Here is a 25,712-nt window from a genome sequence, read left to right as displayed (position 1 = left end):
GTCTGCATCGCGGGCAAGCCCGGCTCCCACAAGGGGGTGCATTTCAGATCCGGGAGCGGCACTGGTCTAATGTGGGTTGCGTTTCGCGCCGGACATCAGGGTAAAATTGGTAACAGATTCTTACAGACCACAGAGGGAGCTTGTCGTAATGATCGTAGGAATCGACCTGGGGACCACCAACAGTCTTGCCGCCGTATGGCGCGGCGATACCACCGAGTTGGTGCCCAACGCCCTTGGCCAGTTCCTGACCCCAAGCGTGGTCGGGCTGGATGACCAGGGCCGGATTCTGGTGGGCCAGGCCGCACGCGAGCGGCTGCACACTCACCCGCAACTGACCACCTCGCTGTTCAAGCGCTACATGGGCAGCGCCACTGAAGTGCGCCTGGGCGACCGGCTGTTCCGCCCGGAAGAGCTCTCGGCGCTGGTGCTCAAAAGCCTCAAGGAAGACATCGAGCGCACCTACGGCCACACCGTCACGGAAGCCGTGATCAGCGTGCCCGCCTACTTCAGTGACGGCCAGCGCAAGGCCACCCGCATCGCCGGTGAACTGGCCGGCCTGAACATCGAAAAGCTGATCAACGAACCCACCGCCGCCGCCCTCGCCTACGGCCTGCACCAGCGGGACAAGGAAACCTCGTTCCTGGTGTTCGACCTTGGCGGCGGCACCTTTGACGTGTCGATCATCGAGCTGTTCGACGGCGTCATGGAAGTGCGCGCCAGCGCCGGTGACAACTTCCTCGGCGGCGAAGATTTCGACACCCTGCTGCTCGACCATTTCATCGACAGCCAGCGCAACGTCCAAGGCTTCCCGCCACGGGCCTCGGTGCTGCAACCCCTGCGACGCGAAGCCGAACGGGTGCGCAAGGCCCTCGGCCAGGACGACAGCGCCGAGTTCACGTTGCGCGTGGATGGCCAGCAATGGACCCACACCATCACCCAGCAGGAACTGGCCAAACTCTTCACGCCGCTGCTTGAACGCCTGCGCACCCCGATTGAACGGGCGCTGCGGGACGCGCGCATCCGGGTCGGCGACCTGGACGAGATCCTGCTGGTGGGCGGCACCACGCGCATGCCGCTGGTGCGCAAGCTGGCCGCCGGATTGTTCGGGCGCTTCCCGTCCATCAGCCTCGACCCCGACCAGGTCGTTGCCCACGGCGCCGCGATTCAAGCCGCGCTCAAGGCGCGTTCGGCGGCGCTGGAAGAAGTGGTGCTGACCGACGTCTGCCCTTACACCCTGGGCATCGAAACCTCGACCCAGTACGGTAACCACATCGAAAGCGGCCATTACCTGCCGCTGATCGAGCGCAACAGCAGCGTGCCGGTGAGCCGCGTCAAAACCGTGCACACCATGCACGACAACCAGGCCCAGGTACTGCTGAAAATCTTCCAGGGCGAAAGCCGCCTGGTGAAAGACAACATCAAGCTCGGCGAGCTGGAAATTGATGTGCCCAAGCGCAAGGCCGGCGAAGTCTCGCTGGATGTGCGCTTCACCTATGACAACAACGGCCTGCTGGAAGCCCAGGTAAGTATTCCGCTGACGGGCGAGCAACACTCGCTGGTGATCGAGAACAACCCCGGCGTACTGACTGCGGACGAAATCCAGCAACGCCTGCAAGCCCTGGCGCTGCTGAAGATTCACCCGAGGGACCAACAGGTCAACACCGTGCTGACCGCACGCCTGGAGCGGCTCTACCAGGAAAACCTGGGGGAGTTGCGTGAGCAATTGGGCCATTGGGCGGCGCAGTTCCAGCAAGTGCTCGACACCCAGGACGAACGTCGTATCCGTGAAGCCCGCACGGAACTCACCCGGCAACTGGAACAACTGGACAGTGGCATCTGGCGCTAGGGAGCCTGCGACATGGAATGTTGGACAGTGTTGCAACTGCCGGAAGACGCCGACGAACGCAGCATCAAGCGCAGCTATGCGCGCCGGCTCAAAAACTGCCGCCCGGATGACGATGCCGAAGGCTTCCAGCGCCTGCGGGAGGCTTACGAGCAGGCGCTGAACATCGCGCGCTGGCGGGCCGAGCATGAAGAGCAAGAAGCCGAAGCCATTGAAGCCCCGGTGGCGGAGCAGGCCTACGGCAGCCTCAACCAGTACTCGGACTTTATCGACGTGCACCCCGTCAGCCCTGCCCCGTTCGCGCTACCGCCCGAGCAGACTCGTGCACAGGCCCTGATCAAAGGGCTGAGCGCAGCCAACCTCAACGAGCGCTGGGAGCAGGCGCAGCAGCAACTGTGTGCGGATGCCTTCCAGGCCGCCCTGCTGCGCCATTGCTTCGATACCCCTGGCGAACGCGGCGCGATTGCCGCCTGGGCCGTGCAGCATCTGGAATGGCTGACGCCCTGGCAAAGCGTGGTGATGACGCCCTGGCAACACGAAGCGCTCACCAACGAACTGCTCCAGCAATACCGCCAGGCGCTTCAGGAACTGTTGGAGCAAAAGGCCGAGCGCGAGTTCGTCAACCAGCTCACGGCGTACAACCAGCAACCCTGGCTGCGGGTGTTCGACCTGCAGCAACAGTGGCAACGCATCATCCTGCAATTGCTCCACGAAACGCAGTGGAGCGTGCCGCTGTTCGAGCGGGTGTCCCAGGCCTTTGGCTGGGACGATCAGAAAGGCGTGCACCCGGAGCCAGAGTGGATGTGGAGCGGCCTGGTGGAGCGCTGCCAGCAGGAAAGCTTCTACGACAACCTGCTGGCCAAGGCCAAGGACGGTCCGCGCAACTCACCGGACGTGCTGGCGGCGCGGCTGCTGCTCACGCCCATGTCCGCCACACAGCAGCATCGCTTCACAGACCCGTTTGGCGGCAACGAATGGAACGCCTGCCAGCACCTGTCTGAAACCCTGGCCTGGCGCTACCCGCAGCTGCTTGAGCGTCTGCCTCAGCCCGATGTGTATTTCTGGCGCAGGTTCCTGCCGCGCGCCGTCTCTTATCAGAGTTGGGTCCGGGTGTGGGGCGGCCTGGCCATCGCCAGTGGCCTGGCGTTTTATCAGCAGAAAAAAACCACGCTGGTCGCCGAAATGGTCATGTTCATGCTGCTGACCTTTATCCCGGCCATGATCGCCATTCGTGGCACCCAGCTCTGGGCGGCATTCACTTCGCGGCTGATCGTACCCGACCTGTGGCTGAGTGAACGCCTGCTGCCCAAGCGCTTCAACCCTCATCAATACTGGTTGGTGCTGCGCCACGGTATCCCGCAAGTGGGCATGCTGTTGATGTTCGGCTTCGTGCTGGGACTGATGGGCATGCTGGGCTACCTGGGCATGATTCTGATCAATCAGTTTCACCGCCGGCGCATTGGCCAAGTCAGCGAAAGCTTCAATGAAAAATACCCGTGGATCAGCGGCCTGCACTGGAGCTACTGGAGCCCGTTTCAGGTCGTGTTCCTGTTAGTGATGGTGGCCGCAACCCTCGCCTGCCAGAAATACTTGCCCGCCTTTCCCTGGACCAGCCTCACCGCCTCCCGCCTGTAACGCGTGCGAAAAACCGGCCAGCCCTGCCGCGGGGCTGGTCCTGCAACTTGCGTTCGATCATCGCCCAAAACCCGCTCCACCCCAATTGAAACGCCCCCGCACCGCCCCGCACCATGGCCCGCACCTGCATAACCCCAATAACAACAGGTCCGACACCATGAGCATCCTTGACCCGCGCCAGCTATTGCTGGCAACCGCTGTTGCCAGTCTCGCCCTTCCCGTTCTCGCCGAAGAACACGGCTTTCTCGAAGACGCCAGCGCCAACCTCAACCTGCGCAACTTCTTCTTCAACCGCAACTTCACCAACCCGACCAAAGCCCAGGGCGGCGCACAGGAGTGGACGCAAAGTTTCATTCTCGACGCCAGGTCCGGTTTCACCCAAGGCACCGTCGGGTTCGGTATGGACGTGCTCGGCCTGTACTCGCAGAAGCTCGATGGCGGACGCGGCACCGGCGGTACCCAACTCCTGCCGCTGGACCGCGATGGCGAGCCCGCCGATAACTTCGGACGCCTCGGCGTTGCGTTCAAGGCCCGGATCTCGAAGACCGAAGTGAAGGTGGGCGAGTGGATGCCGGTGCTGCCGATCCTGCGTTCCGACGATGGCCGCTCACTCCCGCAAACCCTGCGCGGCGGGCAAATCACCTCCAAAGAAATCGACGGCCTGACCCTGTACGGTGGCCAGTTCCGCGCCAACAGCCCGCGGGACGACAGCAGCATGACCGACATGTCGATGTTCGGGAAAACCGCGTTCACCTCCGACCGCTTCAACTTCCAGGGCGGCGAATATGCCTTCAACGACAAACGCACCCAGATCGGCGTGTGGAACGCCCAGCTCAAGGACATCTACAGCCAGCAATACCTCAACCTGATCCACAGCCAGCCCGTGGGCGACTGGACCCTGGGCGCCAACCTCGGGTTCTTCTACGGCAAGGACGACGGCAGCGCCCGCGCCGGCGACCTCGACAACAAGACCTGGTCCGGCTTGTTCTCGGCCCGATACGGTGGCAACACCTTCTACGTGGGCCTGCAAAAACTCACCGGCAACAGCGCCTGGATGCGGGTCAACGGCACCAGCGGCGGCACATTGGCCAACGACAGCTACAACGCCAGCTATGACAACGCCCAGGAAAAATCCTGGCAGGTGCGCCACGACTACAACTTCGCCGCCCTGGGTATTCCAGGCCTGACGTTGATGAACCGCTACATCAGCGGCAGCAACGTACACAGCGGCACGGTGACCGACGGCAGGGAATGGGGACGGGAAAGCGAAGTGGGCTACGTGGTGCAAAGCGGAACATTGAAAGACCTCAATGTGCGCTGGCGCAATTCCAGCATGCGCCGGGACTACAACAACAATGAGTTTGATGAAAACCGGCTGATCGTCAGTTACCCGATAAGCCTGCTGTAAGCCGGCGGCGCACGTGCTGAATCAGTTCGATGCAATACCGGGTGGAACCAGTCCCGCTCGATAGAGAACGTAGAGGTATACCTGCCGCACGTGTCGGCAGGCGATGCTCTCGCCCTCTGATGGCGCAGCTGAAAACCCACCCTCCCGACTTGAAGGCCACGCCATTGAACAGCATAGATTTTCGTCATCCGCCCGCCTACGATCCGCCCGTACGGTTACCACAGCATGTGCAGGAGCCCATTCAAATCAAGACCAGCACGCTGATCAATGATGGCAACCTGCACGCCAGCCGGGTGGTCACCTGGGATCTGGGGCACCCCGACCAGGCGGAAATACTGAATGACACCCTGCTGATTGAAACCGGCAATCACCCAGACATCGTGCACATCAGCAAACACCACAGTGGGCAGTTACGGGTCAGCGTGAATGGCCGATCCTATTGGCTTAAGCCCTCGGACACGCAGGATGGGCCGCCGCCACTGCTGCATATCAAGACCCAGGGCGGCAATGACCGGGTAAGGATTGACAGTGATGTCAGGCTTGCCGTCAAAGTCGAAGCCGGTGACGGTCACGACCACGTCCAGGCGGGCGGTGGCGCAACATGGCTGTTCGGCGGCGCGGGCAATGACACCCTTCGCCTGGCCGACGGCACAGGCTACGCCGAAGGCAATGATGGCGACGACCTGATCACGGGCGGCACCGGCAGCCACGTGATGTATGGCAACAACGGTAATGACCGGTTGTATGCCGGGGCTGGAACCTGCGGCAAACAGAGTTACCTGGACGGTGGCCAGGGCAACGATCATCTTTACGCGGGCAATGGCCATACGGTCATCCATGGAGGCCGAGGCGATGATGTACTGGTGGGTCATGATCGGACCACGTTCTACACCGGCCAGGGTAACGACAGGGTTTTCTCCAATGGAGGCGAAAACCTCATCTATGGCAAGGCCGGCGACACGGTCTACGGTGCCCGCCGTTCAATCGTCAGCCAGGTAACACCCAGTACCGCAGGCGCCCAGGGCCTGGCCGTCGAAGGTTCGGACGCCTTCAGGCAGCGCGTCGCGGATGATCTTGAACTGCTGCGCAACTCACCCAGCGGCCAGGCGATGCTGATGGCAATGGATGCGGCGGCCAGAAAAAACGGTGGGCCCGTCACGATCAAGGAAGAACTTCATATCGATGACAGCCAATACGTTTTCGATAGCGAGGAATTGAGGGCGTGGATGCAACACTCGCCAGTCGATACCGACGACCCTATTGAAGGCGCGATCAAAAACGGCGTACCCGGCTCTAGTGCAACTCAGGCTTATATCCGTTTCAACCGGACGTCCTTACACATCACCCCTGGCGATGTCGCCCCCCCCTTGACCACGCTGTACCATGAACTGGCGCACGCCTATAACGGTGCCAACGGCACGTTTCTTCCCGGGTTCATGCTGGAGGGGCATCCAGGCGAGTCGCCAGGGTACGTGGCCAATAACGAACGCCAGGCGGTCGGCCTTGAAACTGACGCCCCGCCGTTCGACTTCGATAACGACCCCGCCACGCCAGCCACGTCAACCAACCCCAAACCCTTTACCGAAAATACGTTGCACGAAGAAATGGGCAGGCCCTTGCGCCGTCGTTACTCCTGACACGTTGTGCGATAACCGGCTGGTCGTCAGTTACCCGCCAAGCCTGCTGTAAAGCCTCGCGGGACTTGCTGTATGGTGCGCGTGTCATGGATGACCGAAACCCGCAGCCAACGTCTTCGAGTCCGCCGTCCACCATGAAACCCTTCGCCATCGCATCGGCCCTATGGGTCCTGGCCCTGAGCCTCAGCGGCTGTATCGGTCCGCCCCTGGCCCTCACACCGCAGACCGAACAACGCCTGAAAACCGAGGCGCCAATTCGTTTTTTGCTGACCTTCGATGACGGCCCCAGCGCTTCGGGTTTTATGAACCCCAGCCGTTCGGTGATGGCTGACCTGGCGAATAACCCGATACAGCCGGGCATCAAGGCGGTGTTCTTTTTGCAGACCGAGGCGCCCCGCTCCGGCGGCAACCCACGGGGTCGCAAGACCATGGAGCGGGAATTCGCAGCCGGCCATATCCTGGCCTTCCACACCGCCACGCCGTGGCACAGCAATCATCGCTCGCAGAGTCCCGCTGAACTGGAGCACTACCTCAGCCTGGGTTCGTCGACCCTTCAGTCCATCACCGGCCAGCCGCCCACGCTGGTACGCCCGCCGTTCTGGAATTACGACAAACGCACCTTCGCCGCCTACCAGCAGCATGGGATGCACGTGCTGCTCACGGACCTGAGTGCGAATGACGGGGTGATCTGGGTCTTCAACGGCAGCCCGCGTCGTCGGGAAAACCTGATACGCCAGTTGTCGGTACTGCGCGAGCGCATTGCCAAGGGTGAGTTACCGACCGTGGACGGCGTGATCCCGGTGGTGGTGACCTTCCACGACATCAACCGCTACACCGCCTGGCACCTGAAGGAATACCTGCAAATCCTGATGGACAGTGCGCGTATCAACGGCGTACCGGTCGCCACGCAGCCGTTCTATACCGACCGCGCAGCCTTGCAGCGCGCCGCCATGGCCCGCACGGTGAAGGACGCTGACGAAGTGGTGCATCTGCCGGGCGTGTGGAACTGGGTGTGGGACGCAGACTCCCACTGACCGCTCGGGTCAGCTCGAGTGGCCGGCAAATTTCTGGATCAGATGCGTCGGGCCGGACACGATCAGCAGATCACCCGGCAGCACCAGGGTGCTCGGGGTGGCATGCTGGAAATCCTGGCTGGCGCGCTTGAGCCCGACGATCGTCACGCCGAATTTTTCGCGGATCTGCCCGTCGGCCAGGGTGTTGTTGTGACACGACAGCGGGGAATGAATCTTCGCGATGGCAAAACCGTCGTCGAACTCAATGAAATCGATCATCCGCCCGGTAATCAGGTGAGCCACCCGCTCGCCCATTTCCTTCTCCGGGTAGACCACATGATGGGCGCCAATGCGCTGGGCTATCTGCCCATGCTCGGCGGTGCGGGCCTTGACCCAGATATCCGAAATCCCCAGTTCGGTCAGGGCCATGACGGTCAGCAGGCTGGCGGACAAGTCGGTGCCAATTCCCACAATAGCGTGGGCAAAGTCGGCAATCCCCAGTTGGCGCATGACCTGCAGGTTGGTCGAGTCGGCCTGGGCCGCGTGGGTCAAGAGATCGGCCCACTCATGCACCGGCGCAGGGTCGCTGTCGATCCCCATCACATCATGGCCCAGGCGCATCAATGATTGGGCCACCGAGCCACCAAAGCGGCCAAGCCCGATCACCACTACGCTGTCGCCTTTGGCGAAAGAAAAGCGTTCTGAAAATAACAAGTTAGCCAACAATTGGATGTTCCTCCGGGTAGCGGTACGGCATGCGGTGCTCCCCCAGCGCCAGCGAGGCCGCCAGGGTAATAGTGCCAACACGCCCGATGTACATCAGCAGGGTCAGCACCAACTGGGCCGAGGTGGGGAGATCGGCGGTAATGCCGGTGGACAAGCCCACGGTGCCAAACGCCGAGATGACTTCGAAAATCACCTGGTCGGTGGGCAGCGCGGTTTCACGCAGGATAAACAGCGTCGCCAGCACGATCAGCGCGCTGCTCAGCACCAGCACCGTAATGGCCTGGCGCTGGGCCGGGGCGCCGACTCGCCGGCCAAATGCCTCGCAGTCACTGTTCCCGCGAATTTCGGCAATCACCAGCAAGGCCAGGATCGCGACCGTGCCAACCTTGACACCACCGGCCGTGCCCGCACTACCGCCGCCGACGAACATCAGGAAGTAATGCACGGCCCAGCTTTCCGGGGTCAGTGCGCCAATCTCGATGGAATTGAACCCGGCAGTGCGGGCGGACACCGAAGCAAATGCCGCCGAGAGCAGTTTATCGGCCACGGCCATCGGGCCCAGGGTGGCCGAGTTGTCCCACTCGAACAGCAGCAGCGTGAGCAACCCGAGCATCAGTAAAATGGCGGTGCCGGCCAGGGTGAGCTTGGTATGCAGTGACCAGCGACGGGGCTGATTGAACCGGCTGCGCAAGTCGTACAGCACCGGAAAACCAATGCCGCCGATCACAATCGCCGCCATGATCGGCAGCAACACCCAGCCGTCTGCGGCATAACGTATCAGGCTGTCGGGATAAATCGAGAACCCCGCGTTATTGAACGCCGATACCGCATGAAACAGGCCGCTCCATGCCGCGTCGCTCCATGGCTGGCCATAGGCAAAATGAAACCTGAGGGTGAGCCAAACGGCCGCGACGAGTTCCAGGGCTAACGTCACCACCAGCACCAACTTCGCCACGCTGGCGATGTCGCCCACGCCCAATGAGCGCGACTCCAACTGTGCGACCATTTTGGTACGCAGGCGCAACCGGCTGTTCACCATCAAGCCGAGCAACGTGGCCACCGTCATGATGCCGAAGCCACCGAGCTGGAACAGCAGAAGAATCACCGACTGACCGAAGGTCGACCAGTACGTGCCGGTGTCCACCACCACCAACCCGGTCACGCAGACGGCGGACACCGCCGTAAAGAAGGCCGTCACCCAAGGAACGGCCGCCCCTTCAGCCTGGGAGATCGGCTGCATCAGCATGAAGGTTCCGGCCAGTATCGCGGCCAGGAACACCAGGGCAACCACCCTTGCGGGATGCAGCAGTAGTTTCATCGGGTATCAGGGCTCGGGGCGTAACAGAGAGGGCCATAGCGCAGGATAAACACGACGCGCCATAGGAGCTGTAGGAAGAAGCCGTCACTCATTATCAGCATAGCTGAAACACTCAAGTGCCCATCCGTAGGACCGTCTACTGCGTTGCACAGCCTCGCGACGACAGGTAACAGTAATCGCCCCAACATCCCGAGTGCCATGAGGAACTCGCCCCCAAGTTCCGCCACACAAAGGGTATATCCACACAGAGATAAGACCCCATGAATATGTCTCCCCTTCTCGGTTCGCCGGCACTCAACCCACAGGTGATATCACCTGCACCGACAGATTCGAAGGCGTCCTCACCGCCAGTCCCCGTGGTCATCACCGGCAAATCGTCGCGATATATTGGCCACGACAGGCCGCTGGACTTCTTGTATTTCTCTGCCGACTCCAGGCTCACCCCGGACCAGAATCCGTGGGATAAAAACGAGAAAAAGTACGTCAATACCGACGTATTGCGACACGACCAAAATGTGAAGATCTACCAGGAGATCACCTACGTCAGTAAAAACGGACAGCCTGTGGGCTCTACCGGTAACGAGTTCGTCATCGAGACAGGCAACCAAGCCGACAAGGTGATCATCAAAAAAGGCCCGGACCACAGCCTGATCGCTCTCATCAACAAAACACCCTACCAACTGAACCTGCTTCGCTCCCCTGACGGCAGTGAAACTCAACCCCTGCGCATCAGAACAAACGGCGGCGACGACTGCGTTCTGATCGACCCTCAGGTTGCGAACGATATCCGCATCGAATTGGGTGACGGCAACGATTACGCCAGGGCCGGCGCGGGCAACACCCGACTCTACGGCGGAGCGGGCAACGACACCCTTAAACTCGGCAGCGGCAACGGCATCGCGTTCGGCGACGATGGCAATGATTTGCTGATCGCAGGTTCCGGTAACAGCGTTCTCAAAGGCAACAACGGCAACGACCGTATGCAAGCCGGCCGAGGATCACCGGAACGCCGCCTGTTCATGGACGGCGGTGATGGCCATGACTTCATGATTGTCACCCGCAATGACACCGACATCCCGGCAGTCATACACGGAGGCAAAGGTGAAAATCTGATCGTGACCCATGGCCCCGCCACGATCTATACCGGGCGCGACCGGAACATTGTCAGGTCCGATAACGACGACACCGTCATCTACGCCAAGACTTCGGACGAGATTCACCGCACGCCAGGTTCCACACGCGTTCACACACAACCCGATCAGGCGGGTAAAAGTGGCTACATCATTGAAGGTTCTACCGAGTTCAAACAACGGGTAGAGGACGATATGGAGTTGCTGAGAATGTCACCGCAGGGCAAGAAAATGCTCGGTGCTGCCGACGCCACGGCCCAGCGCAACAACGCCCCGGTTCGCATCACTGAATTCACGGGCGATAACGGTGTTTATTATTTCAATAACGCCGCGGTTCGCAGCCATCTGGCAGCAGGTGAACCCCTTGAAACCCTGGCACCCGCGGCCCAAGGCCATATCACCGATCATCAGCGCGGCGCTGTCGCCACCGCCGGGGAAATACAGTACAACCCCTCCTTCTCGCTTGATGAGGACAGCGCGCCGGTCAACGCCCTCTATCACGAAATGGCCCATGCCTATAACGGTGCAACCGGGACCTTCCTGCAGGGCGACACCGCCATACCGCAGAACCCCGAAGGTGAACCCAACGCTGAACGACAAGCGGTAGGCTTGCCTACCGCCACGCAGCCGTTTGACTTCGACAATCACCGCGCGACCGCGCCCACGACTACCAATCCCACGCCCTTTACGGAAAACGCCCTGAGGGACGAAATGGGACGCCCATTACGCGGCCATTACACGTAACAGGCACCGCTCACTCAGGCCGAATCGCGCGACTCCACACCGAGTTCGTCCCACACCGACTCGGCCAGATGAAACGTCGCGTTGGCCGCCGGAATCCCGCAGTAGATCGCGCTCTGCATCAGCACTTCCTTGATCTCGGCGCGGGTCACGCCGTTACTCGCGGCGGCCCGCAGGTGCAGCTTCAGTTCTTCACTGCGGTTCATGCCGATGAGCATGGCGATGGTGATCAGGCTGCGGGTATGCCGGGGCAGGCCCGGGCGGGTCCAGATATCACCCCAGGCGTGGCGGGTGATCATTTCCTGGAACTCGCTGTTGAACTCGGTCAGGGCATTGAGGCTGCGGTCGACATGGGCGTCGCCCAGCACTTCGCGGCGCACTTGCAGGCCGTCGGCATAACGTTGTTTCTCGTCCACAAAAAGCTCCTCATGCAACTATCGACGACAGGCACATCACCTGTGGCGAGGGAGCTTGCTCCCGTTGGGTCGCGCAGCGGCCCCAATAAGGTCGCTGCATATTTACTGGAAGATCCCTATTGCGGCTTTTGGGGCTGCTACGCAGTCCAGCGGGAGCAAGCTCCCTCGCCACAGGGTTTAGCGATACTCAGCGGGCTAACAGAAATTCCAGTACGCGGTCGCTGAACGCCACACCGGCTTGCACGTTGGACAGGTGCGCCGCGTAGAACTCGGCATACTCGGCGCCCCTCACCTGCTCCTGGATAAAGTGCCCACCGGAAGGCGGTGTGACCGCATCTTCAGTGCCGGCAATCACCAGGGTCGGCACCTTGATCAATGCCAGTTGCTCGCGCAAATCCGCGTCGCGGACCGCCGCGCAGTTGGCGGCATAGCCTTGGGGATTGGTCGCCGCCAGCATGTCGGTGATCAGCTTGGCTTGATCAGGATGGACCTCGGCGAAATCGGCGGTAAACCAACGTGCGATCGAGGCGTCACGCAGGGCCACCATCGCAGCCGAACCTTCCCGCAGGACCATCTCGATGCGCGGGTTCCAGATCTCGGGCGTGCCAATTTTCGCGGCGGTGTTGCACACCACCAGCCGGCGCAGGCGCTCACCGGCATTGATGCCCAGCCATTGGCCGATCAGGCCGCCCATGGACAACCCGCAAAAATGCGCGCGTTCGATCTGCAGCGCATCCAGCAACGCCAATACGTCATGGCCCAACTGCTCGATGCTGTAGGGGCCTTCTGTCACCAGTGACTTGCCGTGGCCACGAGTGTCGAAACGCAGCACCCGGAAGTGCTTCGTGAACGCCTCGATCTGGATGTCCCACATGTGCAGGTCGGTGCCCAGGGAGTTGGACAGCACCAGCACCGGTGCGTCTTCGGGGCCATCGAGTTGGTAGTTCAGTGCGCCATCGGCGAGTTGTACAAATCCCACAGCAGCCTCCTCAGGCAGTCAAAGCAAAATGTTCGGCCACGGCCCGGGTGACCCAGGTTTGCGCCTGGCCCAGGTAATGCGCCGGGTCCAGCAGGCGATCAAGTTCGGCCGCCGAGAGCTCGGCCGTCACTTGCGGCTCATCCCCCAGCACCGCCCGCAGGTGGCGCCCGTGCGCGACGGCGCGTTTGCAGCATTGTTCCAGCAGATGGTGCGCAGTTTCGCGGCCCAGGCGTTGGGCGAGGACGATGCTGACCGCTTCGGCCAGCACCAGGCCTTGGGTCAGGTCAAGGTTTTGGCCCATGCGCCCGGGGTCGACTTCCAGGCCTTCGCTGACCAGCAGCGCCTGATGCAACGCACCGGACACCAGCCGGCAAATCTCCGGCAAGGTCTCCCATTCGGCGTGCCACAGGCCCAGGCTGCGCTCGTGCTCCTGGGGCATGGCGCTGAACATCGTCGCCACCAGGCCGGGCACGCGGGTGGCGGCGCTGATCAGCACGGCGGCGCCCACCGGGTTGCGTTTGTGGGGCATGGTCGAGGAGCCGCCTTTGCCGGGTGCCGACGGTTCGAACACTTCCGCCGCTTCGGTCTGCATCAGCAGGCTGATGTCGCGGCCGAGTTTGCCCAGGCTACCGGCGATCAGGCCAAGCACCGAGGCGAACTCCACCAGGCGGTCGCGCTGGGTATGCCAGGGTTGTTCCGGCAAGCCCAGTTGCAACTCGGCGGCCAGCGCTTGAGCCACCGGCATCGCCTGTTCGCCGAGGGCCGCCAGGGTGCCGGAAGCACCACCAAATTGCAGCACCAGCAAGCGCGGTTTGAGTTCGCTGAGGCGTTGCCGACTGCGGCTGACTGCACCGAGCCAGCCGGCGATTTTCATGCCCAGCGTGACCGGTGTTGCATGCTGCAACCAGGTCCGGCCAGCCAACGGGGTTGCGGCATAGCGTTGAGCCTGGGCAGCGAGGATGTCACCGAGCCGCGCCAGGTCGTGTTCGATCAATTCGACCGCGCTGCGCAGTTGCAGCACCAGGCCGGTGTCCATCACATCCTGGCTGGTAGCGCCCAGATGCACATAACGTTCGGCGCCGACATCTTCGCTGGCGATCAACTTGCCGAGGGCCTTGACCAACGGAATCGCCGAATTGCCCGCCGTGGCAATCGCCTCGCCGAGGGCATCAACGTCGTAGAGAGAAGCCAGGCAGGCCTGGGCAATGGGTGCGACGGCCGCGTGCGGGATCAACCCCACCTGGGCCTCGGCCCGGGCCAGCGCCGCTTCGAAATCCAGCATGCCCTGCAAGCGCCCCTGGTCGCAGAACACTTCGGCCATGCCGTTGGCAGTGAAATAGGCGTCGAACAGTTGGTTGCTCGTGCGCATGCTCATAAAACATCCCTAGGTGGCGCATACCCGGCAACGGGCATGCGCCAGCCGGTTACAGATCGTGGTGCAAGTACGCCGCCTCTTTGGGCAGGCGCAAGCTGAACAGGAACGCCACCGCCATCATCGCCGTGACGTACCAATAGAAGGTGTTCTCCATGCCCAGGGACTTCAGGCCCAGGGCCACGTACTCCGCCGAACCACCGAAGATCGCGTTCGCCACCGCATACGCCAGGCCCACGCCGAGTGCACGCACTTGTGGCGGGAACATTTCGGCTTTCACCAGCCCGCTGATGGAGGTGTAGAAGCTCACGATGGCCAGGGCCAGGGTGATCAGCACAAACGCCAGGAACGGGCTGCTGACGGTTTTCAGGGTCAGCAGGATCGGCACGGTGAACAGGGTGCCCAGGGCACCGAACCACAGCATCGAATTACGCCGGCCGATCTTGTCTGCCAGCATGCCGAACACCGGCTGCATGCACATGTAGAAGAACAGCGCGCCGGTCATGATGTAGCTGGCCGTCTTGGCGTGCATCCCGGCGGTGTTCACCAGGTACTTCTGCATGTAGGTGGTGAAGGTGTAAAAAATCAGCGAGCCGCCGGCGGTGTAGCCGAGCACCGTGATAAACGCCGCCTTGTGATCGCGGAACAGCGCGGCAATGCTGCCGGCGTCCTTGTCTTCACGCATTTCCTTGCTGGTGGTTTCTTTCAGGGTGCGACGCAGCAACAGCGAGATCACGGCCGCGATGGCGCCGATCACGAACGGAATCCGCCAGCCCCAGGCCCGCAGTTCTTCTTCGGTGAGGATCTGTTGCAGGATCACCACCACCAGCACCGCCAGCAGTTGCCCGCCGATCAGGGTCACGTACTGGAACGAGGCGAAGAACCCGCGCTGGCCCTTGAGGGCGACTTCACTCATGTAGGTGGCGGTGGTGCCGTATTCGCCGCCGACCGACAGGCCCTGGAACAACCGGGCCACCAGCAGCAAGGCCGGGGCCCAGGCGCCGATGTCTTTGTAGGTGGGCAAAAACGCGATGACCAGGGAGCCGGCGCACATCATCAGCACCGAGATCATCATGGAATTCTTGCGACCGTGTTTATCCGCCACCCGGCCGAACAGCCAGCCGCCGATGGGACGCATCAGGAAGCCGGCAGCGAACACGCCGGCGGTGTTGAGCAGTTGCACGGTGGGGTCGTCCGACGGGAAAAACGCCGGGGCGAAATAGATGGCGCAGAAGGCATAGACGTAGAAGTCGAACCATTCGACGAGGTTGCCGGAAGAGGCACCGACAATCGCAAAAATCCTTTTGCTGCGTTCTTCTCCGGTGTAGTGGCTCGTTTTTGTTGTCATGTTTTTTCACTCAGTGGGAACGGTTATAGCCTAGACATACTTTGCAACAACCATGTTCCGCAAGCAGACTTTTGGATATTTGTTGCCTGGGCTGGCCTCATCGCGGGCAAGCCCGGCTCCTACATTTGGAATGCATTCCCCTGTGGGAGCTGGCTTGCCTGCGATAAATCCCCCGCCAACTCAATAATCGAAGAACACCGTTTCTTCGTCTGTGCCCTGCAAAATCACATTCCACTGATACACACCCGCCGCATCCGCCTTGGCGATCAACGTGCGCCGCCGCTCCTGGGGCACACACGCCAGCAGCGCGTCATCCCCATTCAGCGCCTCACCGTCAAAGTAAATCCGCGTCAGCAGGTGCTTCACCAATCCACGGGCAAACACCAACACCACCAAGTGCGGCGCCTGGGTCGTACCCTTCAACCCCGGCACGCTGCCCGGCTTGATGGTGGTAAACCGAAACCGCCCTTCGGCATCCACCGGCACCCGGCCAAAACCTTCGAAGTTCGGATCCACCGCCTTGTCCTGGTCATCTTCGGGATGGTCGTACTTGCCGGCTGCATTGGCCTGCCAGACTTCCAGCATGGCGTCGTTGACCACATCGCCGTTGCCATCCACCACCTGCCCGGTGATCGCCACACGCTCACCGAGGGTTGCTGCAACGGTCAGGTCTTCGCGGTTCAGCCAGGTCAGGCCGATGTGGTAATACGGCCCGACGGTGTGGGAAGTAGTCGCGTTGAGGCTCATCTCATTTCTCCATCGGCGTGGCGTCGCGGCCGCGCAGGACGATGTCCCAGCGGTAGCCGAGGGCATAGTGCGGAATGGTTTTTTCCAGATCGAACGAGGCGATCAGGCGTTCCTTGGCGGACGTATCCGGGACGCAGTTATAGATCGGGTCGTAGGCCAGCAGCGGGTCGCCGGGGAAGTACATCTGCGTCACCAGCCGCGTCAGCACACTCGGGCCGAACAGCGAGAAGTGGATATGCGCCGGGCGCCAGGCGTTGTGGTGGTTGCCCCACGGGTAGGCACCGGGCTTGATGGTCTGGAACTGGTACCAGCCATCGGCGTCGGTGACGGTACGGCCGGTGCCGGTGAAGTTCGGGTCCAGCGGCGCGTCGTGCACGTCGCGTTTGTGGTTGTAGCGGCCGGCAGCGTTGGCCTGCCAGATTTCCACGAGGATGCCGGGCACGGGCAAGCCGTTTTCATCCAGCACACGCCCGTGAATGATGATGCGCTCGCCCTGGGGCTCGCCTTCGTGCTGGGCGGTCAGGTCGTTGTCCTTCTCGTTGATCCGCTCGGCACCGATGGTCGGGCCGGTGATTTCCGACAGGGAATGGGGCAGGAACACCAACGGCTTGGACGGCGAACGCAGGTTCGTCGACTGGTAGGCCGGGTGCAGGTAATCAGGCTGAGTACCCGCTTGCGGGCGCCGGTATCCGGGCTTGTCACTCATGGAGCAATCCTCTTTATTTTTGTGGGTCTCAAACGCGTTCGATCGCCAGGGCCAAACCTTGGCCAACCCCCACACACATGGTCGCCAGGCCTTTGCTGCCGCCGGTTTTTTCCAGCTGATGCAACGCGGTCAGCACCAGGCGCGCGCCGCTCATGCCCAGCGGATGGCCGAGGGCAATCGCGCCGCCGTTCGGGTTGACCTGGGGTGCGTCGTCGGCAATCCCCAGTTCCCGCAGTACGGCCAGGCCCTGGCTGGCAAAGGCTTCGTTGAGTTCGATCACATCAAAATCGGTGACCGCCAGGCCCAGGCGCTCCACCAGTTTGCGCACCGCCGGCACCGGGCCGATGCCCATTACACGTGGCGCCACACCGGCGCTGGCCATGCCCAATACCCGAGCGCGGGCGGTCAGGCCGTGTTTTTTGACGGCTTCGGCGGAGGCCAGGATCAGCGCGGCGGCACCGTCGTTGACGCCCGAGGCGTTGCCCGCGGTGACGGTCTTGTCGGGGCCGTTGACCGGCTTGAGTTTGGTCAGGGCCTCCAGAGTGGTATCGGCCCGTGGGTGCTCGTCGTGCTCGACCACGGTTTCGCCTTTTTTATGGGCGACCCGCACCGGCACGATCTCTTCAGCGAAGAAGCCGGCGGCCTGTGCAACGGCGGTACGTTGCTGGCTGCGCAGGGCGAAAGCGTCCTGGTCGGCGCGGGAGACTTTATAGTCATCGGCCACGTTGTCGGCGGTCTGCGGCATCGGGTCGACGCCGTACTGGGCCTTCATCAACGGGTTGATGAAACGCCAGCCGATGGTGGTGTCTTCCAGCTTCATGTTGCGCGAAAACGCTGCATCCGCCTTGCCCATCACGAACGGCGCGCGGGACATCGACTCGACGCCACCGGCAATTGCCAGCTCCATCTCGCCGCTGGCGATGGCGCGGAACGCCGTGCCGATGGCGTCCATGCCCGAAGCGCACAGGCGGTTCAGGGTGACGCCGGGAATGCTCTCCGGCAGGCCGGCCAGCAGCGCGGCCATGCGGGCGACGTTGCGGTTGTCTTCGCCGGCCTGGTTGGCGCAGCCGAGGAACACTTCGTCCACCGCATTCCAGTCCACCGACGGGTTGCGCTCCATCAAGGCCTTGATCGGCAGTGCCGCCAGGTCATCGGCGCGCACGGTAGACAAGCCTCCGCCAAAACGGCCGATGGGGGTACGAATGGCGTCACAGATAAATACGTCGCGCATCAGGCTTCTCCGGGGGCTTGGCCGTGGGCGGCAGCGGTGCGTGCTTCAAGGTCGCGCAGGGCAGTCAGTTCAATCTCGGTGGGCTCGGCGCTGGTGGTCACCTGGTCGGCGAAACGGATCGCCCAACCGGTGGCGGCCACTACTTGCTCACGGGTCACGCCAGGGTGCAGGGCGGTGACGACAAACTCGTGGCTGCCCTCCTCCGGTTCCATGATGCACAGGTCGGTAATAATCCCTACAGGGCCGGCGCCTGGCAGACCCAGGCGTTTGCGCGAGTCGCCGCCTTCGCCGTGGCCAACCGAGGTAATGAAATCCAGTTTGTCGACAAACGAACGGGCCGACTGCTTGAGGATGATCAGCACGCTCTTGGCGGAGCCGGCGATCTCCGGTGCGCCACCGGCACCCGGCAGGCGCACTTTGGGCTGGTGATAATCACCAACCACGGTGGTGTTGATATTGCCGAAACGGTCGACCTGGGCCGCACCGAGGAAGCCGACGTCAATGCGCCCGCCCTGCAGCCAGTAGCGAAAAATCTCACCGGTCGGCACCACGGTGTCTGCGGTTTCCGCCAGCTCGCCGTCACCGATGGACAGCGGCAGCACCGACGGCTTGGCGCCAATCGGGCCGGACTCGTAGATCAGCACCACGTCGGGCGACGACGTCAGGCGTGCCAGGTTGGCCGCCTTGGAAGGCAGGCCGATGCCGACGAAGCACACCGAACCGTTCTTCAGGCGGCGCGCGGCGGCGACGGTCATCATTTCGTTGGTGGAGTAAGCCATTATTTGGCCTCCTGCGCGGTGGCCAGCTTGGCCTGGAATTCACTGAAGTTGGCGGTGCCGTGGATGTATTCGTTGATCCACGCGGTAAACGTCTCACGGTCCCGGGCGATCGGGTCCCAGGCCTGGTAGAAGCGGTTGTCACGCTCGGTGTAACCGTGGGCGTAGGACGGATGCGCGCCGCCTGGCACGTGGCACACGGCGGTCAGGGCCCAGGTCGGTAATACACAGGCGTTCATCGGCGCGTTGAGGTCGTCGACGATCTCTTCGACGGTCACGATGCAGCGCTTGGCCGCCAGGGCCGCTTCCTTCTGCACCCCGAGGATGCCCCACAGCAGTACGTTGCCCTTGCGGTCAGCCTTTTGCGCGTGGATCACAGTGATGTCCGGGCGTACCGACGGCACAGCCGCCAGCACTTCGCCGGTGAACGGGCAGGTCACGGTCTTGATCAGCGGGTTGACCTTGGGCAGGTCGGAACCGGCGTAGGCACGCAGCACCGCAAATGGCAGGCCGGAGGCACCGGCGACGTAGGCATTGGCCAGGTCGGCGTGGCTGTGTTCTTCGATCTCCAGCGGTTGCGGCCACTGTTTTTCAACCGCGTCCCGCAGGCGATGCAGGGAACCCACACCCGGGTTGCCGCCCCAGGAGAAAATCAGCTTGCGTGCACAGCCGGCGCCGATCAACTGGTCGTAGATCAGGTCGGGCGTCATGCGCACCAGCGTCAGGTCTTTCTTGCCCTGACGAATGATTTCATGACCTGCCGCCGTAGGAATCAAGTGAGTAAAGCCTTCGAGTGCAACGGTGTCACCGTCATTCACGAACTGCTTCACGGCCTCGGCCAGGGAAAGGATTTCAGCCATGGGGTTGGGCTCCCGGTATGGATCGAAAAAGGCGCTGGAGGCAGCGCCGAAGTGCTTGAAGGTTAAGCCGGGGGTCGGGGCCAAACAATCCGATAATCGACTGAGTGTTCGATTATCGAACGGATTGTTGTCTTGCTATCGGTCGGCTTTACGTCGCGTCTGCATGGCTGACCATGCCCTTGATCACCACCGCCGTGGTGGCCAAGGCCGCCGGAATCACCAGGGCCGTCAGCACCTGTTCGAAGTTCCAGCCCAGGCCCAGCAAGGTCGCGCCCATCCAGGCACCGAGGATCGCGCCAAAACGGCCGATGCCGAGCATCCACGAAACACCGGTGGCGCGGCCTTGGGTCGGATAGAAACGCGCGGCCAACGACGGCATCGCCGATTGCGCACCGTTGACGCACATCCCGGCGATCAGCACCAGGGTCGCCAGCAGCGTGATATTGCCCAGGCTCTGCCCCACCGCGTAGGCAAATACCCCGGCCAGCAGGTAGAAGGTGCCGATAACTTTGTGGGGATTGAACCGGTCCATCGCCCAGCCCACACCGACCGCACTCAACACGCCGCCAAACTGGAACAAGGCGCCGATAAACGCGGCCTGTTCCATGCTGGCGCCGCTGTCGCGCATCAGGGTCGGCAGCCAACTGGTCAGCAGGTAAACAATCACCAGGCCCATGAAGTAGGTCAGCCACAGCAGCAAGGTGCCGGCGCTGTAGGTGCCGGAGAAGATCACCGCGAATACGTTGCGCGCCTTGACGGTTTTTTGCTCGGGCACGCTGAAGCTTGAGGCCTGGGCGACAACGGCGGGGTCAATGGGCGCGAGGGTCTTGCGCACCTTGTCGGTGCCGCGATTGCGCACCACCAGGTAACGCGCCGATTCCGGCAGCCAGAACAGCAACACCACGGCGAGGATCAACGGCAAAATTCCGCCAATCATCAGCAAGCTGTGCCAGCCGAAGGCCGGAATCAACTTGGCCGAGATAAACCCGCCACCGGCCATGCCCAGGTTGAAGCCGCAGAACATGCTGGTCACCAGCAAGGATTTATGGCGTTCCGGGGTGTATTCGGAGAGCAGCGTCGTGGCGTTCGGCATCCCGGCACCCAGGCCCAGGCCGGTGAGGAAACGCAGAATCAGCAATTGATCAACGTTGCTGCTGTAGGCCGACGCGAGGCTGAAGGCACCGAATACCAGCACTGCCCCTACCAGCACCACCTTGCGCCCAAAGCGGTCGGCCAACGGGCCGGACCCCAGGGCACCGAAGACCATGCCGATCAACGCGGCACTCATCACCGGGCCGAGGCTGGCGCGGTCGATGCCCCAGTCCTGGGACAGCGCCGGGGCAATAAAGCCCATGGCGGCGGTGTCGAGGCCGTCGAGGAACACAATGAGAAAACACAGGATCACCACCCGCCACTGATACCGCGACAGCGGTTGGGCGTTGATGAAGGACTGAACGTCCAGGCACGTACCGACAGCAGGTGAAGGCTGATTCATTATTTTTATTTCCACACCGATGGGCGGGCGAACGACGTTGGGTCGTCATTATTATTGGGGCGGCGCCATGAAGCGCTGCCGCACATTAATAAGCCTGGGGAAACACCGTCAATTCATCCGGCCGGTATCTGTGCGATCACCGAACAGCTTAGGCAAACAGCTGGGCACTCAACTCCTGGCTGGCGCTGAGCATGCTCGGCAGGAAACGCTGCTCCAGCTCACTGCGGCTGACCCGCCCGGCATGGGTGCTGACATTCAACGCCGCCAGCACCTGGCCGGAAGCGTCGTACACCGGCACGGCGATGGAACGCAGGCCCTGCTCCAGTTCCTGGTCGACAATGCACCAGCCCTGTTGCCGCACTTCCTGCAGGCATTCGAGCAAGGCTTGCGGGGTGGTGAGGGTGCGGCTGGTCTTGGTTTGCAGGTCGGCGTGGTCGAGGTAGTCCTGCAGCGAGGCGTCATCGAGTGCCGCCAGCAGGATGCGGCCCATGGAGGTGCAATAGGCCGGCAGGCGCCCGCCCACCGACAGGTCGACGGAAATCAGGCGCTGGGTGGTGGCCGAGCGGGCGATGTAGAGGATGTCGTCGCCCTCCAGGGTCGCCATGTTGCAGGCTTCGTGAAGTTGCTCGCTCATGCGGTCCAGATAGGGCTGGGCCGATACCGCCAGGGGCGTGGACGACAGATACGCGTGGCCGAGGGTCAGCACCTTGGGCAGCAGCGAGTAGGTACGCCCGTCAGTGGTGGCGTAGCCGAGTTTGATCAAGGTATGCAGGCAACGGCGTACGGCAGCGCGGGGAATTTCGGTGCGATGGCTGATCTGGGCGATGGTGAGGTGGCGCTTGCGCTCCTGGAACGCTTGCACCACGGCCAGGCCACGTGCCAGGGAAGTCATGAAGTCCGGATCACCGGTAAACGCCTGGATGCGCTTGGCCGGTGAAGCAACGATCGGCGGCGCCACTGATGCGAAGGAGTTGCGCAATTGATCGTTCATGTGGGGTCCTTTCTCTTGTTTTTAACCGCTGCGGGAGGGTAACCGCTATTACAAGCCGCCATGCAATGGGTACACAAGGCAGGGCAGCCAACATTGTGCGATTATCGGACGATCATTCGATTATCGCAATTTGACACTGCCGGCCGGTGCCGGGCCCAAATCGGCGCGCCACTTGACCTGTTTTCAAAATCGACTGATGTACGAAAGAACTTAAGGTTTATTTACCGCCTGTAAAACACCGCACAATTTATGGCGCCAATAGTTCAGCAAGTACCCCACATGCGCACGTAACAAAACCCTCACACAAAGTTGACGATTTTTAACTTGATGATGATAGTGTTATTCAAACGCATCGCTATAATGCATCCTGTGTAGAGGCCAGCCTCGTCTAGCCCCCGAGGACGAACCTCACCCAGCCATGCACTGGCTTTGTGCAAGCTGCGCCGCAAGTACCTGACACTCATTTCAAATGCCTGCCAACTGCTTGTGGCTGAGAAAAAGAAAACTGTTGCTACGACAGCTGTTCTTCTCCGGTATCGTGGCCGCGCGGAATAAGGAAATGTTTTGTCCTTCCTGGCATCGCGCTTCACCGGAATCAAACTCAACTCAATTAGGTAACAATGTGACGAAAGACGAACTGCGCGCGGAACTTGAGCGCCAGGAACAACGTTACAAGGATGTTTACGGCGGGGAAGTCACCACCTACGCCGCCCAGCCAGAACCTGAACGCAAGCCATGGCGCAAACGAGCCAGTCTGCTCGACCAGGCCTTTGCCCAGGAAATCCAAAAGATTGAACAGGACCTCAAAGCCGAAGAGCCATAAGCGATTCGGGTTGAGCAGTCACAAGTGCCATCTCTCTGCCAGTACTGCGCTGGTGGAGGGAAGCCCCTTTTGGCCGTCTTAGCGAAATTTCATACAATTGTTTCAGATATGCCTTCCCGGTGCTTAAACCCAAATATTTCACAAATCTTCTTTATAAATCAAACACTTGCTAAAGCCACGAAAACAGCGGGATGCGCGCCTCGCCCCCATTTTTTTTCGTTGAAGAATGTTACCGATGAGCAGCTAGTGCATTGATTACCGATGTTTTCTGGCATAATCGCGCCCCCTTACGACCGGGTCAGAAAACCTTCATGATCGATTTATTCAGCGGACTGGATGCTTGGGTTCTCGTGAGCCTGTTGCTCGCCCTGGCCTTTGTCCTCGCCTTCGAGTTCATCAATGGCTTTCATGACACCGCTAACGCGGTTGCCACAGTCATCTATACCAAAGCCATGCCGCCGCACCTGGCCGTGTTCTTCTCCGGGGTGTTCAACTTCCTCGGCGTGTTGCTCGGCGGTGTCGGTGTTGCCTATGCCATCGTGCACTTGCTGCCGGTGGAGTTGCTGATCAATGTGAACACCGGCCACGGCCTGGCCATGGTCTTCTCATTATTGGCAGCGGCGATCACCTGGAACCTCGGCACCTGGTACTTCGGGATCCCGGCGTCCAGCTCCCACACCCTGATCGGTTCGATCCTTGGTGTCGGCCTGGCCAACGCCCTGATCAACGACATCCCGCTGGCTGACGGCGTGAACTGGCAGAAAGCGATCGATATCGGCGCCTCGCTGGTGTTCTCGCCGATGGCCGGTTTCGTGGTGGCAGCCCTGGTGCTGCTGGGCCTGAAATGGTGGCGCCCGCTGTCGAAGATGCACAAGACGCCGGACCAGCGCCGCAAGCTCGACGACAAGAAGCACCCGCCGTTCTGGAACCGCCTGGTACTGGTGATTTCGGCCATGGCCGTGAGCTTCGTGCACGGCTCCAACGACGGGCAGAAAGGTATCGGCCTGATCATGCTGGTGTTGATTGGTATTGTGCCGGCACAGTTTGTACTGGACCTGGGCAGCACCACTTACCAGATCGAGCGTACCCGCGACGCCACCCTGCACTTGAATCAGTTCTACCAGCGCAATCATGAAACCCTCGGTGAGTTCCTTGCCCTGGGCAAGAGTGTGCAAAACGATCTGCCGGGCAAGTTCCAGTGCAATCCGCAGCAGACTGAGCCGACCATCAACGCCCTGCTGGGTACATTGAAAGGTGTCTCTGACTACCATTCGTTGACCGCCGAGCATCGGATTGAAGTGCGTCGTTATCTGTTGTGCCTGGATGACACCGCGAAGAAGGTTGGCAAGTTGCCTGGCCTGGATGCGCGTGAGAAGTCGGACCTGGACAAGTTGCGCAAGGACCTGACCGCTACCACGGAGTACGCGCCGTTCTGGGTGATCCTGGCGGTAGCGTTGGCCTTGGGCCTGGGCACCATGGTGGGCTGGAAGCGTGTGGTGTTGACCATTGGCGAGAAGATCGGCAAGCAGGGCATGACCTATGCTCAGGGCATGTCGGCGCAGATCACCACGGCCAGCATGATTGGCTTGGCTAACATCTTCAGCCTGCCGGTTTCTACGACCCATGTGTTGTCTTCGGGTGTGGCGGGGACCATGGTGGCTAACAAGAGCGGGCTGCAGGGCGGCACCGTCAAGACCATTCTGATGGCTTGGGTGTTGACGCTGCCGGCGACTGTGGGCCTTTCGGCCGGGTTGTTCTGGTTGGCTTCCAAGGCTTTGGGTAGCTGACAGGTCTTTGGCTTGTGAAGAAGGTGCGACCTGTGAGGGTTGCGCCTTTTTTTATGGCTGGGGTTTGGGTGTATATCCGTTTTTTGGGTGATGGCTGATATGGGTTCCGCTCTTACAGCGGCTCACTTTTGAACAGCCGGAATGCCGGCCCAGTCAAAAGTAAGCAAAACGCTCTTGCCCCACCACTCGGCACCTCGCTCAGGCTCGGTGTGCCCTCAGCTCCGGCATTACTCCGCGGGCCGCCGCGACGGGGCGTCCCTGCCCCGTCGCGGCTAAACCGGCGTCCTGCCGGTTTACCCGCTCCGTAATACCTGCGTTCGGCCAGCGTGGTTTAACGGGGCGCCTAAGATCAAGATCAAAAGCAGATCAACAGCACAGCGGCCTACAGGCCGGCTTGAGTGTGGTGAAGCAAAGGCAACATCAAAATCTAAAGCGAGCACGGTCCACTGTAGGAGCTGGCTTGCCGGCGATGGCATCGCCTCGGTGTATCTGATGTACCGAGTTGTCTGCATCGCAGGCAAGCCAGCTCCTACAGAAAAGCGGCTTTTGCTTTTGCTTTTAACACTCAGGTCGGCTTCAGGCCGCCGTGCTGTTGATCTTGCTTTTGATCTGACTGCCCCATTCAGCCCAAGGGAACGCCGAGCCACAGCAAGGCGCCGACAAGCGGGGCAGAGCCCTTTGCTTGCTTTGGGCTGGGCCGGCATTCCGGCTTTTCCAAAGTGACCCGCTG

At 61.4% G+C, this 25,712-nt stretch carries 21 protein-coding genes; 8 read left to right on the top strand and 13 right to left on the bottom strand.

Features of this window, described 5'->3' with window-relative positions:
* Positions 1 to 148: 148 nt before the first annotated feature.
* The 5 genes from V3W39_RS31570 to V3W39_RS31550 all read left to right on the top strand — a co-directional run bounded on the left by V3W39_RS31570 (position 149) and on the right by V3W39_RS31550 (position 7,557).
* The gene (locus tag V3W39_RS31570; RefSeq protein ID WP_177048893.1) at positions 149 to 1,846 is read left to right on the top strand and encodes a molecular chaperone HscC; all 1,698 of its coding nucleotides are present in this window, start codon (positions 149 to 151) and stop codon (positions 1,844 to 1,846) included.
* Between the two features lie 12 nt (positions 1,847 to 1,858).
* On the top strand, positions 1,859 to 3,478 hold the full coding sequence (locus V3W39_RS31565) for a J domain-containing protein (RefSeq protein WP_330214038.1): 1,620 nt from the start codon (positions 1,859 to 1,861) through the stop codon (positions 3,476 to 3,478).
* A 157-nt stretch (positions 3,479 to 3,635) separates the two neighbouring features.
* A complete protein-coding gene (locus tag V3W39_RS31560) occupies positions 3,636 to 4,886 on the top strand; it encodes an OprD family porin (RefSeq protein ID WP_177113382.1) in 1,251 nt (416 codons plus the stop codon).
* Between the two features lie 119 nt (positions 4,887 to 5,005).
* On the top strand, positions 5,006 to 6,523 hold the full coding sequence (locus V3W39_RS31555) for a M91 family zinc metallopeptidase (protein ID WP_330214037.1): 1,518 nt from the start codon (positions 5,006 to 5,008) through the stop codon (positions 6,521 to 6,523).
* Between the two features lie 134 nt (positions 6,524 to 6,657).
* Positions 6,658 to 7,557: a polysaccharide deacetylase family protein gene (locus V3W39_RS31550; RefSeq protein ID WP_330214040.1), complete on the top strand. Its 900-nt coding sequence runs from the start codon at positions 6,658 to 6,660 to the stop codon at positions 7,555 to 7,557.
* A gap of 9 nt (positions 7,558 to 7,566) precedes the next feature.
* On the opposite strand, the gene V3W39_RS31545 is transcribed toward V3W39_RS31550, so the two are convergent.
* Together V3W39_RS31545 and V3W39_RS31540 are read right to left on the bottom strand one after the other, a co-directional pair.
* The gene (locus tag V3W39_RS31545) at positions 7,567 to 8,262 is read right to left on the bottom strand and encodes a potassium channel family protein (RefSeq protein ID WP_330214036.1); all 696 of its coding nucleotides are present in this window, start codon (positions 8,260 to 8,262) and stop codon (positions 7,567 to 7,569) included.
* The gene (locus V3W39_RS31540; protein WP_330214035.1) at positions 8,252 to 9,580 is read right to left on the bottom strand and encodes a TrkH family potassium uptake protein; all 1,329 of its coding nucleotides are present in this window, start codon (positions 9,578 to 9,580) and stop codon (positions 8,252 to 8,254) included. The genes V3W39_RS31545 and V3W39_RS31540 overlap by 11 nt, the downstream gene beginning before the upstream one ends.
* Positions 9,581 to 9,840: 260 nt before the next feature.
* On the opposite strand from V3W39_RS31540, the gene V3W39_RS31535 reads away from it, so the two are divergent.
* Entirely contained in the window at positions 9,841 to 11,454 is a 1,614-nt protein-coding gene (locus tag V3W39_RS31535) for a M91 family zinc metallopeptidase (protein ID WP_259200101.1), read from the top strand.
* Positions 11,455 to 11,468: 14 nt separating this feature from the next.
* Here V3W39_RS31535 and pcaC read toward each other — a convergent pair whose 3' ends face one another.
* From pcaC to pcaR, 11 genes are all read right to left on the bottom strand, one after another.
* Complete coding sequence (gene pcaC, locus V3W39_RS31530; RefSeq protein WP_177048881.1) at positions 11,469 to 11,867, bottom strand: 4-carboxymuconolactone decarboxylase; 399 nt, start codon at positions 11,865 to 11,867, stop codon at positions 11,469 to 11,471.
* A 187-nt stretch (positions 11,868 to 12,054) separates the two neighbouring features.
* Complete coding sequence (gene pcaD, locus V3W39_RS31525) at positions 12,055 to 12,846, bottom strand: 3-oxoadipate enol-lactonase (RefSeq protein WP_177076688.1); 792 nt, start codon at positions 12,844 to 12,846, stop codon at positions 12,055 to 12,057.
* 10 nt (positions 12,847 to 12,856) lie between these two features.
* Positions 12,857 to 14,221 carry a 3-carboxy-cis,cis-muconate cycloisomerase gene (locus V3W39_RS31520; protein WP_330214034.1) on the bottom strand — a complete coding sequence of 455 codons (1,365 nt, stop codon included), beginning with the start codon at positions 14,219 to 14,221 and terminating at the stop codon, positions 12,857 to 12,859.
* A 49-nt stretch (positions 14,222 to 14,270) separates the two neighbouring features.
* A complete protein-coding gene (locus V3W39_RS31515; RefSeq protein WP_010176673.1) occupies positions 14,271 to 15,566 on the bottom strand; it encodes an MFS family transporter in 1,296 nt (431 codons plus the stop codon).
* Positions 15,567 to 15,746: 180 nt separating this feature from the next.
* Positions 15,747 to 16,313, bottom strand: a complete 567-nt coding sequence (gene pcaG / locus V3W39_RS31510) for a protocatechuate 3,4-dioxygenase subunit alpha (protein WP_177048873.1) — start codon at positions 16,311 to 16,313, stop codon at positions 15,747 to 15,749.
* A gap of 1 nt (position 16,314) precedes the next feature.
* A complete protein-coding gene (pcaH, locus tag V3W39_RS31505) occupies positions 16,315 to 17,019 on the bottom strand; it encodes a protocatechuate 3,4-dioxygenase subunit beta (protein WP_177048871.1) in 705 nt (234 codons plus the stop codon).
* Positions 17,020 to 17,047: 28 nt separating this feature from the next.
* On the bottom strand, positions 17,048 to 18,253 hold the full coding sequence (gene pcaF / locus V3W39_RS31500) for a 3-oxoadipyl-CoA thiolase (RefSeq protein ID WP_173860403.1): 1,206 nt from the start codon (positions 18,251 to 18,253) through the stop codon (positions 17,048 to 17,050).
* On the bottom strand, positions 18,250 to 19,032 hold the full coding sequence (locus V3W39_RS31495; RefSeq protein ID WP_172834582.1) for a CoA-transferase subunit beta: 783 nt from the start codon (positions 19,030 to 19,032) through the stop codon (positions 18,250 to 18,252). Before V3W39_RS31495 ends, pcaF begins: the two co-directional genes overlap by 4 nt.
* Positions 19,029 to 19,886, bottom strand: a complete 858-nt coding sequence (locus tag V3W39_RS31490; RefSeq protein ID WP_177048869.1) for a CoA transferase subunit A — start codon at positions 19,884 to 19,886, stop codon at positions 19,029 to 19,031. Before V3W39_RS31490 ends, V3W39_RS31495 begins: the two co-directional genes overlap by 4 nt.
* Before the next feature lie 148 nt (positions 19,887 to 20,034).
* Complete coding sequence (locus tag V3W39_RS31485) at positions 20,035 to 21,381, bottom strand: MFS transporter (protein WP_177048867.1); 1,347 nt, start codon at positions 21,379 to 21,381, stop codon at positions 20,035 to 20,037.
* 148 nt (positions 21,382 to 21,529) lie between these two features.
* Positions 21,530 to 22,372: a pca regulon transcriptional regulator PcaR gene (gene pcaR, locus V3W39_RS31480; protein WP_003219833.1), complete on the bottom strand. Its 843-nt coding sequence runs from the start codon at positions 22,370 to 22,372 to the stop codon at positions 21,530 to 21,532.
* 622 nt (positions 22,373 to 22,994) lie between these two features.
* Here pcaR and V3W39_RS31475 point away from each other — a divergent pair.
* Both V3W39_RS31475 and V3W39_RS31470 read left to right on the top strand, forming a co-directional pair.
* Positions 22,995 to 23,195: a hypothetical protein gene (locus V3W39_RS31475; protein ID WP_003219834.1), complete on the top strand. Its 201-nt coding sequence runs from the start codon at positions 22,995 to 22,997 to the stop codon at positions 23,193 to 23,195.
* Positions 23,196 to 23,506: 311 nt separating this feature from the next.
* On the top strand, positions 23,507 to 24,982 hold the full coding sequence (locus V3W39_RS31470) for an inorganic phosphate transporter (RefSeq protein WP_177048865.1): 1,476 nt from the start codon (positions 23,507 to 23,509) through the stop codon (positions 24,980 to 24,982).
* The last annotated feature ends 730 nt before the right edge of the window (positions 24,983 to 25,712 follow it).

Origin of the sequence: Pseudomonas sp. Z18(2022), assembly GCF_036346535.1 — a bacterium.
Lineage (GTDB): Bacteria > Pseudomonadota > Gammaproteobacteria > Pseudomonadales > Pseudomonadaceae > Aquipseudomonas > Aquipseudomonas yamanorum_A.
Note: the sequence above shows the minus strand (reverse complement) of the source record. Positions and strands in the feature narration are given on the sequence as shown.

Bases quoted from the DNA above. Each gene is read 5' to 3' on its own strand.
- V3W39_RS31570 (WP_177048893.1), top strand. From the start codon at position 149: ATGATCGTAGGAATCGACCTGGGGACCACCAACAGTCTTGCCGCCGTA.
- pcaR (WP_003219833.1), bottom strand. From the start codon at position 22,372: ATGAACGATCAATTGCGCAACTCCTTCGCATCAGTGGCGCCGCCGATC.
- V3W39_RS31565 (WP_330214038.1), top strand. From the start codon at position 1,859: ATGGAATGTTGGACAGTGTTGCAACTGCCGGAAGACGCCGACGAACGC.
- V3W39_RS31540 (WP_330214035.1), bottom strand. From the start codon at position 9,580: ATGAAACTACTGCTGCATCCCGCAAGGGTGGTTGCCCTGGTGTTCCTG.
- V3W39_RS31555 (WP_330214037.1), top strand. From the start codon at position 5,006: ATGGCGCAGCTGAAAACCCACCCTCCCGACTTGAAGGCCACGCCATTG.
- V3W39_RS31470 (WP_177048865.1), top strand. From the start codon at position 23,507: ATGATCGATTTATTCAGCGGACTGGATGCTTGGGTTCTCGTGAGCCTG.
- V3W39_RS31550 (WP_330214040.1), top strand. From the start codon at position 6,658: ATGAAACCCTTCGCCATCGCATCGGCCCTATGGGTCCTGGCCCTGAGC.
- V3W39_RS31520 (WP_330214034.1), bottom strand. From the start codon at position 14,221: ATGAGCATGCGCACGAGCAACCAACTGTTCGACGCCTATTTCACTGCC.
- V3W39_RS31485 (WP_177048867.1), bottom strand. From the start codon at position 21,381: ATGAATCAGCCTTCACCTGCTGTCGGTACGTGCCTGGACGTTCAGTCC.
- V3W39_RS31560 (WP_177113382.1), top strand. From the start codon at position 3,636: ATGAGCATCCTTGACCCGCGCCAGCTATTGCTGGCAACCGCTGTTGCC.
- V3W39_RS31535 (WP_259200101.1), top strand. From the start codon at position 9,841: ATGAATATGTCTCCCCTTCTCGGTTCGCCGGCACTCAACCCACAGGTG.
- pcaG (WP_177048873.1), bottom strand. From the start codon at position 16,313: ATGAGCCTCAACGCGACTACTTCCCACACCGTCGGGCCGTATTACCAC.
- V3W39_RS31490 (WP_177048869.1), bottom strand. From the start codon at position 19,886: ATGGCTGAAATCCTTTCCCTGGCCGAGGCCGTGAAGCAGTTCGTGAAT.
- pcaH (WP_177048871.1), bottom strand. From the start codon at position 17,019: ATGAGTGACAAGCCCGGATACCGGCGCCCGCAAGCGGGTACTCAGCCT.
- V3W39_RS31515 (WP_010176673.1), bottom strand. From the start codon at position 15,566: ATGACAACAAAAACGAGCCACTACACCGGAGAAGAACGCAGCAAAAGG.